This window comes from Bdellovibrionales bacterium (assembly GCA_016716765.1).
Lineage (GTDB): Bacteria > Bdellovibrionota > Bdellovibrionia > Bdellovibrionales > UBA1609 > JADJVA01.
The window spans coordinates 289,722-303,459 of record JADJVA010000025.1 but is presented as its reverse complement, the minus strand read 5'-3'; the positions used below and the strand labels follow the sequence as shown (position 1 = coordinate 303,459).

Here is a 13,738-nt window from a genome sequence, read left to right as displayed (position 1 = left end):
CTTCCGAATGAATGGTGAACTAATTGGTAGAATCCTAAGTGGAGTGACCCTGCTTTTTTTAATCGTTGATTCTGGAATGAAAATTGTCCGGGCGAAGCTTTCGGTAGAGGCCACTGTAGCCCTTGGTTTCCCTGAATCTTCGGTCGCTCTAGTTGGCATTCTTCTACTGGTTGGCATCATCTTACATGCAATTCCCAAAAGTTCGGTGATCGGCGCAGTTCTGATTACTGGCTTTTTAGGTGGAGCCGTTGCTGCACAATTTAGGTTGGGCAATCCAATTTTTACCCATATGTTATTCCCTGTTTATGTCGCGAGCTTTATGTGGGGTGGATTGTTATTAAGATACCCGCGTCTGATGGATTTTTTAATCTTAACTTGAATGCGCGCAAATCAAGGGGCGAACATGTCATTTAAAACCTATTTAGCGAATATTGAAGACAAGACCGGTAAATCAGCCGATGATTTTAAGAAGTTAGAAGCAAAAAAAGGATTTTTTAAGGAAGGTACGAAAGCAGGAGAAATTGTTTTGTGGTTAAAAAAGGATTTCAATTTGGGGCATGGGCATGCGATGGCAATCTACGCCTTCTTTAAAGGTAAACGGAATTAATTTTATTTCGCGTGCTACATCGATACGTTGTTTCCGCTGGGCTGTAGAATGCTTGCCTATGCCAACTTAAAATCTGTTTTCTAAATCTTATATGTAAGCGCACAAGGGGTTATTTGTTATGGTCATAAAAATTTTAATTGGCTTCGTCGTATTGGTCGCAATTATAGCAATTTACGCATACACAACAGCTCCTGACAGTTTGTCGATTTCAAGATCCATACTGATTCAAGTCCCGGCGGAAAAGATTTTTCCTTATGTGAATAACCCAAGACGAATGCAAGAATGGAATCCCTTCACCGAAGGCGATCCAACTTTAAAAATGACTTACACCGGTCCTGATGAGGGCGTTGGGGCTGCTTCGGCATGGGAAGGCAATAGTAACACCGGTATGGGACAGGCCACGATTGTAGAAGTCGAGCCAAACAAACGAGTCTCTGTGCGACTGGATTTTAAGAAACCATTCGACGTAACAAACTTTGGAGAATATCGCCTTGAGCCCAAAGGTTCCGCCACGGAGTTTACTTGGAGTATTGTTGAAACAGCAATGATTCCGCGTCTCATTTCACGCTTCATTAATTTGGATAAAGTCATCGGTGGACACTTTGAAAGAGGTTTGGCGAAATTAAAATCATTAGCCGAGTCGAAAAATAGATCTCAATTGTCGTTATGACGGCCACTACCAGATTGGACTTCCGGCTGAGAGGTTGTAATGGAATTCAAAATATGAAAAAAAAAGAAATTGCTGGACCACTACATACAATGCCAACAGATTTGCGAAAAGCCCTCTCAACACCGGCCGCTAAGGCGGCTTGGAGGGATATTACTCCGCTCGCGCGCAACGAGTGGATCTGTTGGATCACATCAACAAAAAAGCTAGAGACACGCAAACAAAGGATTGAAAGAGCGCGCAAAGAGCTCATCGAAGGCAAGCGCCGGCCATGTTGTTGGCCCGGTTGCCCCCATCGTAGGCCGAGCGCAAGAAAATGGTTTAAATGAATAATATGGTTCAACGCTCAGGGAACGATAACTTAGGTTTCACAGATGCGATACTAGGAGGTTTATTATATGAAGATACCGAAGAATACGGTCTGCTTAATGTTCGACAAAGAAGCGGAACAAGCCGCTCATTTTTACGCGGAAATATTTCCCAATAGTTCTGTGGGTTCCGTTCATCGGGCTCCAAGCGAATATCCATCAGGAAAAGCGGGCGATGTACTTACCGTAGAATTCACGGTTATGGGCATCCCGTGCATTGGAGTCAATGGCGGTTCATACTTCAAACATAGCGAAGCCTTTTCTTTTCAGATTGCAACAGACAATCAAGAAGAAACAGATAGATATTGGAATGCGATTGTGAAAAATGGCGGGAAAGAAAGTATGTGTGGCTGGTGCACAGACAGATGGGGGCTTTCATGGCAAATTACACCTCGTACGCTCACCGAAGCGATGTCGAAAGGTGGAGATGAGGCTAAGCGAGCATTCAACGCTATGATGAAAATGAAAAAATCGACGTGGCGGCGATTGAGGCTGCCCGACGCGGAAAGTGATAACGATAGGTGGCGTGGAGGTCTGGCGGAACTTCGAGTTCGACAATCGAAACGTCGCCTCCACCACTTTCAGAGTTTGAGAACCCGGGCCGTCCCCCCGGAGTTCTCGGAACCGAGATAAAAAATAAATGGAGGAGGAAAAATGGGTAACTCAAAAATTCAAATCGAAACAACGATCTCAACAACGCTTCCAAAGGTTTGGCAGTATTGGACCGAGCCGAATCATATTACGAAGTGGAATTTTGCAGTACCAGAATGGTGCTGTCCGAGAGCCTCGAATGATCTTAGAGTCGGAGGAAAGTATTCCGCAAGAATGGAAGCAAAAGACGGAAGTTTTGGTTTCGACTTTGAAGCTATTTATGATGAAGTCGTTGATCAAAAGAACATTGCATATACTTTGTCTGACGGCCGAAAAGTCATCACTAGCTTCGAGCAACAGGGACCTGTAACGAAGGTCACGACCGTTTTTGATGCCGAAAATCAGAATCCGGTAGAAATGCAGAAGAGTGGCTGGCAATCGATACTTAATAACTTTAAGAAGTATGCGGAAGAAAATTGAGATGGGGGACGAATGGGGTTCGACTTGCCGAAGTTGGCCTCCACCATTTCTGCATTGAACTTGAGTCCATGTCCTCAATGGAATGTCAACTTTCTGCGTCTCGAATGCGGCCTCAGAGATTTAAACTATTTTTTCGCCAAGTATTCTTCGAGCTTATCAAAACTACCGCCCCAACCTTGAGACATTCCAGCTTTAGCTTTATTGAAAGTTTCTCGTTCAGCTGGTGTTGCGTCTCCGACGACCTCCCATTTCACAGTGACTCTCGTTTGATCTGGACCTTCCGCTTCGAGTAAAACAGTTGTCTTCATAACTTCGGGCCACGTTGGTGCCATTGGGTGTCGGTTAACCTTTTCATTTTCATCACAGAAGCACTGAGTATAAACAATTCTACAGGGCTTATCAATTTCTAGATAAGTAGCTTTTCCAAATATCTTTCCGTCGCCTTGTCCTGTCATGCAGTAAAATGCGCTTCCTCCAGGTTTAATGTCAGCTTTCAAATAATCTATCTTGGAGCCCGCAGGTCCTGTCCACTGACTGAGATGTTTTGGATTCGTCCAAACTTCGAACATCAAGTTGATTGGCGCATCAAAGGTTTGGTTAATGACAAATACATCCTGCTTTGCAGACTCCATTTCTAAATACTCGGCAAGACGATCCCAAGTTGAGTTTCCACCTGCCTTCTTGATAAATTTCTTAGATCCAGCGGCAACTTCAGCCGTGGCGAAGGCCATCGTCATTTCCATTTTCGTTTTACCTTTGAGATCTATAAAATTCACAGTCACCCGAAACAAAGGTGGTTGGTCAGCGTTACCGCCATGGTCATATACCATGCGAGAATGTTTTTCGACTTCGAGGTATTTAGTGATGTTGGGGTAGTCGACCCCGTCAGGTCCATGCATTGTATAATCCCAATGACCGCCAGTTCTTACATCTTTGCTATGACTAGTGAGAGTAAATCCTCTTGGACCCCACCACTGAGCAACTTGTTTTGGGTCTACCCATGCGTCCCATACCATTTTAACTGGGGCATCATAAATTCTTTCAATATAAATTTCATTCGGCTTATTTTTGGCGGCCATTTTTCTTTCCCTTTTTCTTTGTCATTGTTTTTAAGTAAAGATCAAGTCTATCAAAATTTTCTTCCCAAAATTGCCGGTATTGATCCATCCAATTTGCAACTTCTTTTAGAGCTTCTTTTTCAAGTTTGCACGGACGCCATTGAGCTTCGCGGCCTTTTGAAATCAAACCGGCCTTTTCAAGAACTTTCAAATGCTTAGTGATTGCAGGGGCACTCATTTCACTCATAAAGGGCTTTGCTAGGTCGGCCACAGTTGCGTCACCCTTGGCAAGACGAGCCAAAATTGCGCGCCTAGTAGGATCTGCAAGGGCTCCAAATGTTAAACTCAATCGATCTTGAATCATATTAACCTTTTTAGTTAATTAACTAGATGGTTATATACTAAATGAAGCATCGGGTTCTGTCAAGGGCGCATAAACGCGGTGATTACATCGACTTAGCAATCAGACCTGATTTTTTATTAAAAACAAATCTCAAATCTAAACTCAGTCAGTTTCTACTGTTTGGCTCCGTTCGTAAATGCGCCGTACAGTAGCCGAATGCCAACGACCGCGGCCCGATGGACACCTAATCCCACGAATATGAAGCCAGTAGTTGATTCTTTGGTACGACCACCCTGAAGCGCGCTTTCGTCGAATGGTCGAAATTATCATTTGCTCTCGAACATGAGGCATTCGTAACCCACCCTCAAGTTTGGTCCCATATTTAACCCAACCGGACGCTCGCGGTTCTATAACGATGCCGTATCGTCTTAGAGCCGTATTTATGACCGAATGACCGCATCCAATGAGGACAGCAATCTGCCGCGCAGAGAGCCCCTCAACGACGTATTTTTGATTGAGGAACGCTTTGTTACGAAAAAGCGGGGTTGTCGAAACCGTTGATTGTATTCTAAGATTCATTGAGGATAGGTTGAAAATCTCATCAGGGTTTTTGTCCACCAAATTGACACCTGGAAAGGGGTTTAAGCTATTGGTAACATTAGCTTTTACCTCTAAACTCTTTTCCAGTAAGGTTCCGTTGTGCAACGAGGAATCAAGCGCTTAGGATGACGGTGTTGGACTTTTTGAGAGAGGAATGCTCGGAAATTTCCAAGATGAGTATAGAGGTTGGGGATGGATTTACATTCGCTCAAAGATGAAACTCTGCAGGCAATTGCTCGACTGCTTATTACCAAATACAAATGTCACTCCGTAATTCTTTATGGATCGCGCGCAAGAGGTCAAACGACACCAACAAGCGACTACGATGTCATAGGCGTTTGTAAGTCAGGTGAGAAGACTCGTATTGCCAAAAAAGTTAAAGGCAAATTCTGGGATGTTTTTGTTTACGCTGAAAAAGATTTAAAAGTACTCAGCGATCAACATTTGAGCTGGAAGCACGCTCGAATCCTTTTTTCCAAAGGACCATATGCCAAAGTTCTTTTGCGAAGAATTGATAAATTTTTAAAAAAACCATTTAAGCGTCATCCTGTTTATGAAGTTAAAGCAACAATAGCCTGGGCTCAAAAAGAGCTGGAGCGTTGCCGAATGAATGACATTCAAGGTTTGTATAGGCGATCTGAGTTTCAAAATGCTCTCATTGATCATTACTATTTTGTTAGACAGAAAAGATTCTGGGGCCCAAAGGAAGGGTTTGCTTGGCTAAAGGAAAATGATCCGAAAACATTCCAGTTGATTAGGCGTTCGTTGAAAGATCCGACCAACCTCAATTATTTAAAAGCTGCTGCGTCACGTGTATATAAGGTTAATTTGGATTAAACTTTGGGGCTAGATATGGGAACGATTACTGAAAAAATATACCAGTTAAGAGACGGTCGCACTGTGAAAATCCGGTCAGCATTAGAGCGTGATGCCGAAGCATATCTTACTCTTGGTAAATCGATAATGGCTGAAGAAATTTACACCCTGACTCAACCCCATGAATTAAATTTTACCATTGAACAAGAAGCCAACTGGATTAAGTCAAAAATTGATAATGAGTTTCATCTTATTCTTGTTGCAGAAATTGATGGCGAAGTAATTGGTCAACTCGATTTTTCAAATGGTCACAGAGAAAGAATTGCTCATACAGGTGATTTTGGAATGGGCGTAAAGAAGGAATTTCGAGGTATAGGCGTCGGAAGTCTTCTGCTTAAGGCCCTGATTGATTGGGCAAAAAGCAATCCAAAGATTGAAAAAATAAATCTATGTGTTCATCAAACTAATGATCGAGCGATCGTGACTTACAAAAAGATTGGGTTTCAAGTAGAAGGCCTTCGAACTAAGGATCTAAAATACCCCAATGGAGTGTATGTGGACACTGTTCTTATGGGATTGCGTTTGTGAGTTCCGATGAATAATAAAAAGGCTGGTAAATATGCCTGTTATGAATTCGAGCGTAAATTCCTTTTGACTGGCCTTCCGGCAAATCTCAAGAGCTCGTCGGAGTGCAAGCAAATTGAAGACCGTTATTTTGTAGGTACGAATCTCCGCTTACGAATAGTTCGCTCTTTAGAAGGAAAGATAGTTGATCGTAAATTGACTCAAAAGTTCGTTCCTAAAGATGGAGATTTGTCTAAGACGTCGATTACAAATCTGTATCTAAGGGAATCCGAAATGAAGCTGCTGAGTCAACTTCAAGGTCGTGTTTTGAAAAGGAAGCGTTATAAATTGAGTCATGATAATCAAACATTTTCAGTGGATGAATTTCTAGAGCCCTTTACCCATCTCGTATCGGCTGAGATTGAATTTGAGTCTGAAGAAAAGATGAATAGTTTTGTGGTTCCGTTTCCAGATTGGAAAGAAGTGAGTTTGGACATTAAATATTCAGGTGGATATTTAGCTATTGAGAGACCAAGAAATGACTAAATTCGCTGCAACTTACTTTTTTCTATTTTTTATCAGTGTTAACTCTTTTGCACTTACCGAAAATGAACTAAAGAATGAATTTACCGATCGTGACGGATGTTTTTTAATTTCCGATCTTAAAACTGGAGAAATCATCTCTGAATACAGTTCTAAGCGATGCCAAGAACGATTCCCACCATGTTCTTCGTTTAAGATTGCGGCTGCATTAATGGCTTTCGAAAAAAAAGTATTGAAGGATGAAAACCAAGTTATCAAATGGGATGGTGTTAAGCGAGGTCGAGTTGAGATTGATAAGGATCTTACGCCCTACACCTGGATGAGCGCTTCGGCCATTTGGGTTACATCTTGGATCATGCCTCAGTTGGGAAAAGAGGCCATTCATGGATTTTTGGGGACATTTTCATACGGAAATAAGGATTTCAGCGGACCTCGAATAGAGCCATGGCAAACCTCAAGCTTAAAGATTTCTGCTCATGAGCAATTAGCCTTTATCTCAAAACTTTGGAATGGCGAATTGCCACTGGCTAAAGATACAATTGAAAATACTAAAAAAATCATCCTCGTTAAAAAGTTAGGTAAAAATTCTGAGCTTTACGGGAAAACAGGAACCGGTTGTCTACAGGGGACTTCATGTATGGATAAACCTGACAAAATGATCGGATGGTTTGTCGGTGTCTTAAATAATGGCAAGAGTGAGTATGTCTTCGCCGCAAATGCGACAGATTTGGTTCCACAAGGGCCACCAGCCGGGCCACGAGTGCGTAACACGGTGATTGAGATTTTGGAAAAAATGGGACTAGTAAAATGAGTAAACAAGAAATTCATAAGGGTTCTTGTCTTTGCCAGGCTGTTACTTTTGAAGTTGACGGTGATCTTCCGGCCCCAAGCGCGTGTCATTGTACAAAATGTAGAAAACATACCGGTCACTTCGAAGCCGGTACGGATGTTCCCCGCTCAGCAGTTAGAATAAATGGTTCAGAGAAAATCACTTGGTATCATTCGTCAGAGAAAGTGCGTCGAGGGTTTTGCTCCACCTGCGGATCATCGATGTTTTTCGACCCGATTCATAGAGACTGGATTGGCATTTCAATGGGGGTATCTGATGGGCCAACAAATACAAAACTAGTAAGACATATTTTTGTTGCAAATAAAGGTGACTATTATGACATCGTAGATGGTTTGCCACAAAATGAACAGTGACCTGGAGATTTCCAAGATGAAGCTAAGGGAGAATAAATGATTGATCATACAGGCGTAGCAGTTAGCGATTACAAAAAGAGCAAACTATTTTATGAAAACGCATTGAAACCCATCGGCTATAAAATGTTATTGGAAATTCCAACTGAACATACTGGTGGAGTTGGCGTTGCTGGATTTGGTGAACCACCGAAACCTGACTTTTGGATTTCAGAAGGTACACCCAACAAACCCCATGTTCATGTCGCCTTTCGGGTGGATAATAAAAAGAAGGTCGATGAGTTTTACTCAGCGGCAATTGCAGCTGGTGCAAAAGACAATGGCAAGCCGGGTCCAAGACCTCATTATCACGAGAAATACTATGGAGCTTTTGTATTGGATCCAGATGGACACAATATTGAAGCGGTATTTCATGGGTAGCATGAAATGATAGAAACCGTTTCGATTCAAACCGACCGCCTTATACTTCGCCCATATCAGGCTGATGACTGGGAACGAGTTCACATTTATGGTTCAAACCCTGATTTCTCAAAGTATGAATTATGGGGTCCAAACTCATTGGAAGATACTCATAAATTCGTAGCAGAAATGGTCGAGCAAATAAAATCTGCACCAAGATACAAATTTGATTTTGCAGTATGCTTAAAGGAAAATGGCCTTCTCATTGGTGGTTGTGGCATTCGCAGAGAAACCGAAACAAGTCAGGTGGCCAACTTAGGATGGGCAATCAATCCAGAATTTCAAAATAGAGGTTATGCAACCGAGGCGGCTAAAGCCTTAATCCAGTTTGGTCTTCAAAAATTAAACTTGAAAGTGATCTACGCTACTTGCGATACCCGTAATGTGCCTTCTTTCAAAGTAATGGAAAAACTAGGCATGCAGAGAGTTGGTTTTATCAAAGGAACTAAAGAAGTAAAAGGCCATATCCGGGACTCTTGGAGATATGAATTATGATCATTATTCGACCCACCTCTGACGAGCCGGGAGTTTTAGTACCACTTACATTGTTAATAATTCCTGCGCAAGCGACTTAAGTGTTGGTTGAAAAGTCTCTGGGGCCGGTGGCCTTCCGCCCAAGCTGCTGTGTGGTCTTTTCGTATTGTAATGCACCCTCTATCTCTCGATGATGATCTTGGCTTCAAGCAGCGAGTAGAAAATCTCTCCATCCAATAATTCATACCTCATCTTTCCATTGAACGATTCGCAATATCCGTTTTCCCAGGGGCTACCAGGCTGGATGAACAGCGGTTGCACTTCAAGTGCTATCCATGCCACTAGTTTTTTTGCGATAAATTCTGGCCCGTTGTCCGATCCCACTGCAAAGCCCTCCATATTCTATAGATCTGTCACTTGACGGTATCCATACCGGCCATACTCCGCAGCCAATTCAATAACCCGACCCTGAAGCTGTTCTTGCTCAAGGTTGGGCTTTGGCTCATACCGCTGCGTGGATCTGATCAGTCCTATGATTTTACATGCCCGGCGCTCGCTGACCTTAAGTTCACGCATCGCCATTTGAACGGCACTGCTTCGCTTCGCCGGGCTTAGAAGTTTCCCTTGGAAACTTCCTTTAAAATCAAAATATCAAGGGCTTGATCGGAAACTATTTTCCGTAGCCGGCTGGCCTCTTGCTCAAGGTCTTTCAGCCTTTTGGCCTGATCGACGCGAAGACCGCCGAATTCGGCCTTCCAACGCGATAGGGTCACAGGCGTGACGCCAATCTTACGAGCGGCGTCAAGTTGAGTTAAACCTTTGCTTTGTTCCAGTTATGCCGTGCGCAAATGCTGGATAATTTCCTCTGGGGTATACCTTTTTCTTGCCATGCCTTGGGTCCTTTCTTGGCCCAGATCTTATCACAGATCCTGGGCCAGTTTGGCCCGGCTAGGTCATTGATTCTCCTAAATTCATCTGGGCGATCTATGGCCCCTACAAAAAAAGAGATTCTTTCAATCAGCATAAGTCGAAACAACACCTGATCTCGATGGTCGAGACTCTTATTGCTGTCTACAATTCAAGTATTAGCTCAAATTAGCGGAGCCTAAGCTTACAGACATCTGTAATTCAGCTCCACTTGGTCTCAATTTCCTCAATCGCTTTTAGCATTTTATTAAAAGCTTGCTCAAAGCTCATTGGCTCAGTGATTGATGCCATGGCACTATCCCAGCCCTTTTCCAATCGACCAGTTTTCAAGACTCTTATTACTTCAATGAGACTTTCAGGAACTTCAGTTTCTCGAAATTCAAAGCAATTTTTGATGGCTTTCTTTAGAGTTTGTGCGTCAGATTTCGGTAGAAATATCGCAAGGTCGTGAACATCCTTTGAGCGAGAGTTGTCGTCGCCATGAGAAATCAAAGCATGGAGTTTCTCTGCACAAATTGTTTCAACCGGATAGACTGACCAACTGAGAGTTTCATTCCCAGTAAAAGTTTTTACCTCTACCTTTTGTGGCCCCGGAGTTATAGGATCGCCAATCCCAAGGTCAAAGTTGATGATTTGGGCCCGTTTTATGTCTTTGAGTAGTTCACCGATGCCAGCCCGATAAGTATGGCGAATGCCACCATATTCCCCTTGGGTTGCCAAATCCATTTGGCTTTCAAAGCGAAACCAGACTCCATCATCCATATCGAATTGAGCTTGTTGTTTGACCAAAGCAAGAGTCTGCTCGATGTTTGATTTTACAAGAAGAGCATCGAGATCAATCGTGTATCGAGGGGACTGATAGACTTTAAGCCCAACAAAGCCGCCTTTGAATACCAGGTTTTGACTCAGCTTTTTGTCAGCGATAAGTCGAGCAACAAGTCGCTCAATCAAAAATACTGTTTCAAGATGCGAATATTTTATTTTCATTTTTGAGGCGAAACTTTTCAGTTTCGCCCTGACGGACTCACCCTTAATTTTTGTTGTCATGTTATTGATCCTATAATGGCCTCGAAATACTTGGTGATGTAGGAATCAAGGCCTATTTCTCTGGCCGTAGTTCCAATTTTTTTGAGGTTAGTTCGCTTTTGCTGAATGGCGGTCTTGGCGGCCTTTATTGCGATTCTTTCACCAATTTTGGTGGCAAGTTTAAAGCTCTCAACAATAGCTCTTTCAAGGCTCACGATTTTATATCCTTGGCCCTCGATGATGGCTTTGTTGAGCGGAGTTTTGGTGCGAATGAGCCTATAGTCTTTGCTTCTTGTTTTCTTTGTCGATGGCACCAAGACCCAAACTTGCTGAGGGACTTGTTCAGTTAGGTTGTAATAGTACAGAGCAGAGAGACCGCCCACAACAACATCAGGCCCAAGTTTGCTACAAGCGACCTGAAAATCAATCTCTCGATCCACTGGTGCTTGAGGGTGCGAATAGATACCCCTTCCCATGCGAAGTAGCTTTTCTTGTTTCACAAGTTTAGCGAGATCCTGCCGAGTGAGGCCAATGGCTTCGGCTTCAGCCAGAGTGAAGACTTTCTTTTTTTTGAGCTTTGATTCTTGTTGTGGGGTCATAATTATATTAAAACGACAAAAGCGACATTTTTCAATAAAAATGTCGCTTTTGTTTTGTCGAGGGTCGTGGGTGAAAAGTGACATTTCTTAAAGAAAATGTCACTTTTGTCCAAGAACCGCAAAAAACATAGAATGGATTATTTAATGATCTTACCCACAATCACGATCTGGGTAAGACTATCAGATATGGCATGGATTTATGAGGCTGGGCTGTGTCGCCAAAGGGCGAAGCCATAGAGTACCATGGCTACAGTCATGCTCGTGGCACCAACAAGTACAAAAATGGGTGATGTGCCTAAAACGACCTCTCCTAAAATTCCGATTGGCATCAGAATCCCACCCAGACTCAACCATGAAATCAATCGGGTGCCCCGATCACAGACTGGAAATTGATAAAGCAGGAAGTCAATCACGATGTTCAAAAATCCGAACAATGTTCCATGAACATGAGCCAATCGAGTCTCAAAATGAGCTCCAGTTGAGTATTGTGATGCCCACTCTGCTGCATTTGGTGCAAAGTCTCTCAGATAAACCAAGACGAAGCCTAAAAACATGAAGGCTCCCATCGTCCACAATCCAATAATAAGATTTTTCTTCCCAACAAATTTCCTGCTGGTCGTGCAAATATCAGTAGCTGCCTGATTCGTCATATAAGCCTCCTAAAGCTTTACTTCATCAACATCAGACGGGAATCTTCTATTGCCTCGACCTCATGCATTTCCTTAGGCGGAATAGAAAAATAATCCCCCGGACTAAGAGTCGTCACTTCACCTTTCATTGTAAAAGTGACCTTACCGCTCTCTACATAGAGAAATGCTGCGGTCGGCGTTTGATGTTTTTCAAGTTTCTGACTTTTGGTTAATCCAATACCCATGACCTTAAAAGATTCACTAAAGAGTGGCTTCACAACCTTGTTTTCTTTATTAAACTCTAAGTCCTTTGAAACATTGCCTTTCATAGAATTCCCTTCTTTTGCGACAGCATAAGTTGTAATTATCGAAGCTAGTAAAACCGAACTAAGTATTTTTAAAATCATTTGTACCTCCAATTGTTTTCATTATACACTTGAGTAGTTATAAAACAATGATTATTATTCAACTGTATAGTTATTGGGACTGGGTAAAAAATGGCCAGAAAATCTAATGAGTTAGACAAAAAAATGATTGCAGCTGGAATTGAACTCATACTTGAGGGCGGCATCGCAGGGCTATCGACCCGCGACATCGCAGAGCGAGCCGGTGCTAACCTTGGAATGTTTAACTACCACTTCGGAACGAAGGAAAAATTTGTACTCAAGCTTTTAAATGAATTTTATCAAAAGTTTTTAGAAAACCTCGAGCCATTGAATACCAAAGAGCCTCATCTTGAAGCTGTTCTTTTTCAAATAGCTGTATTTTCAAGAGATAGTCGAAAGCTTCTTACATCAATACTTTCAGATGTATTATCAAACGATGAAGTTGTTGTCCGTTTTCTAAAAAAGAACTTTTCGGGTCATTTTAAAGTACTAGAACAAACTTTAAAAGCTCATCTAAAGATCAAAAGACTATCAACACCTAATATAAACCATGCCATTCGCTATCTGCTCGGAGCAGTCGGAGTCCCCAATATCTTATTCGAAGTTTATGAAAGAGGTGGTCGGAAAAAAAGCTCCCCGGATAGCGATACTGAACTCAATTCCCGAGTCAAAGCCGCCATCATAGGCCTAGAGTATGGTCTCTGCGAAAAGACGAAGTGAGCTTTGACCCAAGTCGCTTTTCAGGATTTAATATTTATATGAAGCCCAACGAAGCCCGGTATGAGTAAAATCAAGGGGTTAGAGGCGAAAAAATACCTCCACCATTTGCCTCTAAAATTGAAATTACTTAATAATTTCAAATAGATAGATGGCTGTATTTTTTGAGACAGTCGGGTTTCTTGCTTTAATCGGTTGAAATCATTGAAGAATTCGATACGGTTTTATAAATAAACATTGTATGAAATGGTCGTTTTTTTGGACTGAAAACGGCAACTAAAAAATCGAGTTGATGATGGGTTTTGAAATAAAAGAATTCGCAACGATACGACTTCTTTCGAATGAAGTTTCTAAAAGTCGTGATTGGTATAAATCTTTGTTCAATCAAGATCCGATTGAAGACACAGAACTTTTTGTTTCGTTCAAAATCTCAGGAATTTATTTTGACATCACTACACCTGATGCGAAAAATCCGTTTTCTTGTGGTGGTTCAATTGGATATTGGCTAGTTGACGACATCGAACAAGTTTTATCGAAAGTAAAAGAAATTGGTGGAAATTTGTATCGGGGTCCTTTGAAGGTCAAAGAAACAAATCGGATCATCATGCAAATAAAAGATCCGTTTGGAAATATTATTGGGTTCGAATCACCGCTAAGTGAGTAAGTTAATTCGGTTCAATGAGG

Annotated in this window: 21 protein-coding genes and 2 pseudogenes; 15 read left to right on the top strand and 8 right to left on the bottom strand. The window is 42.1% G+C overall.

Going from position 1 to position 13,738, the window contains the following annotated elements:
- Window positions 1–7: 7 nt before the first annotated feature.
- The 6 genes and pseudogenes from IPL83_17820 (at window position 8) to IPL83_17795 (ending at window position 2,713) form a co-directional block, all read left to right on the top strand.
- Entirely contained in the window at window positions 8–379 is a 372-nt protein-coding gene (locus tag IPL83_17820; GenBank protein ID MBK9040981.1) for a DoxX family protein, read from the top strand.
- A gap of 24 nt (window positions 380–403) precedes the next feature.
- A complete protein-coding gene (locus tag IPL83_17815) occupies window positions 404–607 on the top strand; it encodes a DUF4287 domain-containing protein (GenBank protein MBK9040980.1) in 204 nt (67 codons plus the stop codon).
- A gap of 118 nt (window positions 608–725) precedes the next feature.
- On the top strand, window positions 726–1,277 hold the full coding sequence (locus IPL83_17810) for an SRPBCC family protein (GenBank protein ID MBK9040979.1): 552 nt from the start codon (window positions 726–728) through the stop codon (window positions 1,275–1,277).
- A gap of 53 nt (window positions 1,278–1,330) precedes the next feature.
- A complete protein-coding gene (locus tag IPL83_17805) occupies window positions 1,331–1,603 on the top strand; it encodes a YdeI/OmpD-associated family protein (protein MBK9040978.1) in 273 nt (90 codons plus the stop codon).
- Between the two features lie 75 nt (window positions 1,604–1,678).
- A pseudogene (locus tag IPL83_17800) lies at window positions 1,679–2,154 on the top strand (VOC family protein).
- Window positions 2,155–2,296: 142 nt separating this feature from the next.
- Window positions 2,297–2,713 (top strand): SRPBCC family protein, encoded by a 417-nt coding sequence (locus tag IPL83_17795; GenBank protein ID MBK9040977.1) that lies wholly within the window; start codon window positions 2,297–2,299, stop codon window positions 2,711–2,713.
- Window positions 2,714–2,838: 125 nt separating this feature from the next.
- Here IPL83_17795 and IPL83_17790 read toward each other — a convergent pair whose 3' ends face one another.
- The 3 genes from IPL83_17790 to IPL83_17780 all read right to left on the bottom strand — a co-directional run bounded on the left by IPL83_17790 (window position 2,839) and on the right by IPL83_17780 (window position 4,819).
- On the bottom strand, window positions 2,839–3,792 hold the full coding sequence (locus tag IPL83_17790; protein ID MBK9040976.1) for an SRPBCC domain-containing protein: 954 nt from the start codon (window positions 3,790–3,792) through the stop codon (window positions 2,839–2,841).
- The gene (locus IPL83_17785) at window positions 3,776–4,135 is read right to left on the bottom strand and encodes a winged helix-turn-helix transcriptional regulator (GenBank protein MBK9040975.1); all 360 of its coding nucleotides are present in this window, start codon (window positions 4,133–4,135) and stop codon (window positions 3,776–3,778) included. The genes IPL83_17790 and IPL83_17785 overlap by 17 nt, the downstream gene beginning before the upstream one ends.
- A 141-nt stretch (window positions 4,136–4,276) precedes the next feature.
- Window positions 4,277–4,819 (bottom strand): hypothetical protein, encoded by a 543-nt coding sequence (locus IPL83_17780; protein ID MBK9040974.1) that lies wholly within the window; start codon window positions 4,817–4,819, stop codon window positions 4,277–4,279.
- 81 nt (window positions 4,820–4,900) lie between these two features.
- Between IPL83_17780 and IPL83_17775 the strand changes: the two genes are divergently transcribed.
- From IPL83_17775 to IPL83_17745, 7 genes are read left to right on the top strand one after another with little or no spacing between them, the layout of a single operon-like run.
- On the top strand, window positions 4,901–5,551 hold the full coding sequence (locus IPL83_17775) for a nucleotidyltransferase domain-containing protein (GenBank protein ID MBK9040973.1): 651 nt from the start codon (window positions 4,901–4,903) through the stop codon (window positions 5,549–5,551).
- 15 nt (window positions 5,552–5,566) lie between these two features.
- On the top strand, window positions 5,567–6,118 hold the full coding sequence (locus IPL83_17770) for a GNAT family N-acetyltransferase (GenBank protein MBK9040972.1): 552 nt from the start codon (window positions 5,567–5,569) through the stop codon (window positions 6,116–6,118).
- Between the two features lie 6 nt (window positions 6,119–6,124).
- Entirely contained in the window at window positions 6,125–6,640 is a 516-nt protein-coding gene (locus IPL83_17765; GenBank protein ID MBK9040971.1) for a hypothetical protein, read from the top strand.
- Window positions 6,633–7,448 carry a class D beta-lactamase gene (locus tag IPL83_17760; GenBank protein MBK9040970.1) on the top strand — a complete coding sequence of 272 codons (816 nt, stop codon included), beginning with the start codon at window positions 6,633–6,635 and terminating at the stop codon, window positions 7,446–7,448. The genes IPL83_17765 and IPL83_17760 overlap by 8 nt, the downstream gene beginning before the upstream one ends.
- Before the next feature lie 11 nt (window positions 7,449–7,459).
- Window positions 7,460–7,840, top strand: coding sequence for a GFA family protein (locus IPL83_17755; GenBank protein ID MBK9040969.1), 381 nt, complete (start codon window positions 7,460–7,462; stop codon window positions 7,838–7,840).
- 36 nt (window positions 7,841–7,876) lie between these two features.
- The gene (locus tag IPL83_17750; protein ID MBK9040968.1) at window positions 7,877–8,257 is read left to right on the top strand and encodes a VOC family protein; all 381 of its coding nucleotides are present in this window, start codon (window positions 7,877–7,879) and stop codon (window positions 8,255–8,257) included.
- 6 nt (window positions 8,258–8,263) lie between these two features.
- Window positions 8,264–8,791: a GNAT family N-acetyltransferase gene (locus tag IPL83_17745; protein MBK9040967.1), complete on the top strand. Its 528-nt coding sequence runs from the start codon at window positions 8,264–8,266 to the stop codon at window positions 8,789–8,791.
- A 45-nt stretch (window positions 8,792–8,836) separates the two neighbouring features.
- Here IPL83_17745 and IPL83_17740 read toward each other — a convergent pair.
- The 5 genes and pseudogenes from IPL83_17740 to IPL83_17720 all read right to left on the bottom strand — a co-directional run bounded on the left by IPL83_17740 (window position 8,837) and on the right by IPL83_17720 (window position 12,358).
- Window positions 8,837–9,660, bottom strand: a pseudogene (locus IPL83_17740) (transposase).
- Window positions 9,661–9,898: 238 nt separating this feature from the next.
- Entirely contained in the window at window positions 9,899–10,744 is an 846-nt protein-coding gene (locus tag IPL83_17735; GenBank protein ID MBK9040966.1) for a nucleotidyl transferase AbiEii/AbiGii toxin family protein, read from the bottom strand.
- Window positions 10,741–11,322: an AbiEi antitoxin N-terminal domain-containing protein gene (locus tag IPL83_17730; protein MBK9040965.1), complete on the bottom strand. Its 582-nt coding sequence runs from the start codon at window positions 11,320–11,322 to the stop codon at window positions 10,741–10,743. The genes IPL83_17735 and IPL83_17730 overlap by 4 nt, the downstream gene beginning before the upstream one ends.
- A gap of 197 nt (window positions 11,323–11,519) precedes the next feature.
- Entirely contained in the window at window positions 11,520–11,972 is a 453-nt protein-coding gene (locus IPL83_17725; GenBank protein ID MBK9040964.1) for a hypothetical protein, read from the bottom strand.
- A gap of 17 nt (window positions 11,973–11,989) precedes the next feature.
- Window positions 11,990–12,358: a cupin domain-containing protein gene (locus IPL83_17720; protein MBK9040963.1), complete on the bottom strand. Its 369-nt coding sequence runs from the start codon at window positions 12,356–12,358 to the stop codon at window positions 11,990–11,992.
- 90 nt (window positions 12,359–12,448) lie between these two features.
- Between IPL83_17720 and IPL83_17715 the strand changes: the two genes are divergently transcribed.
- Complete coding sequence (locus IPL83_17715; GenBank protein MBK9040962.1) at window positions 12,449–13,057, top strand: TetR/AcrR family transcriptional regulator; 609 nt, start codon at window positions 12,449–12,451, stop codon at window positions 13,055–13,057.
- Window positions 13,058–13,346: 289 nt separating this feature from the next.
- Complete coding sequence (locus IPL83_17710) at window positions 13,347–13,718, top strand: VOC family protein (protein MBK9040961.1); 372 nt, start codon at window positions 13,347–13,349, stop codon at window positions 13,716–13,718.
- Window positions 13,719–13,738 lie beyond the last annotated feature (20 nt).

Coding starts and splice junctions, on each gene's coding strand:
- IPL83_17820 (MBK9040981.1), top strand. CDS start 8: ATGAATGGTGAACTAATTGGTAGAATCCTAAGTGGAGTGACCCTGCTT.
- IPL83_17815 (MBK9040980.1), top strand. CDS start 404: ATGTCATTTAAAACCTATTTAGCGAATATTGAAGACAAGACCGGTAAA.
- IPL83_17810 (MBK9040979.1), top strand. CDS start 726: ATGGTCATAAAAATTTTAATTGGCTTCGTCGTATTGGTCGCAATTATA.
- IPL83_17805 (MBK9040978.1), top strand. CDS start 1,331: ATGAAAAAAAAAGAAATTGCTGGACCACTACATACAATGCCAACAGAT.
- IPL83_17795 (MBK9040977.1), top strand. CDS start 2,297: ATGGGTAACTCAAAAATTCAAATCGAAACAACGATCTCAACAACGCTT.
- IPL83_17790 (MBK9040976.1), bottom strand. CDS start 3,792: ATGGCCGCCAAAAATAAGCCGAATGAAATTTATATTGAAAGAATTTAT.
- IPL83_17785 (MBK9040975.1), bottom strand. CDS start 4,135: ATGATTCAAGATCGATTGAGTTTAACATTTGGAGCCCTTGCAGATCCT.
- IPL83_17770 (MBK9040972.1), top strand. CDS start 5,567: ATGGGAACGATTACTGAAAAAATATACCAGTTAAGAGACGGTCGCACT.
- IPL83_17765 (MBK9040971.1), top strand. CDS start 6,125: ATGAATAATAAAAAGGCTGGTAAATATGCCTGTTATGAATTCGAGCGT.
- IPL83_17760 (MBK9040970.1), top strand. CDS start 6,633: ATGACTAAATTCGCTGCAACTTACTTTTTTCTATTTTTTATCAGTGTT.
- IPL83_17750 (MBK9040968.1), top strand. CDS start 7,877: ATGATTGATCATACAGGCGTAGCAGTTAGCGATTACAAAAAGAGCAAA.
- IPL83_17745 (MBK9040967.1), top strand. CDS start 8,264: ATGATAGAAACCGTTTCGATTCAAACCGACCGCCTTATACTTCGCCCA.
- IPL83_17735 (MBK9040966.1), bottom strand. CDS start 10,744: ATGACAACAAAAATTAAGGGTGAGTCCGTCAGGGCGAAACTGAAAAGT.
- IPL83_17730 (MBK9040965.1), bottom strand. CDS start 11,322: ATGACCCCACAACAAGAATCAAAGCTCAAAAAAAAGAAAGTCTTCACT.
- IPL83_17725 (MBK9040964.1), bottom strand. CDS start 11,972: ATGACGAATCAGGCAGCTACTGATATTTGCACGACCAGCAGGAAATTT.
- IPL83_17720 (MBK9040963.1), bottom strand. CDS start 12,358: ATGATTTTAAAAATACTTAGTTCGGTTTTACTAGCTTCGATAATTACA.
- IPL83_17715 (MBK9040962.1), top strand. CDS start 12,449: ATGGCCAGAAAATCTAATGAGTTAGACAAAAAAATGATTGCAGCTGGA.
- IPL83_17710 (MBK9040961.1), top strand. CDS start 13,347: ATGATGGGTTTTGAAATAAAAGAATTCGCAACGATACGACTTCTTTCG.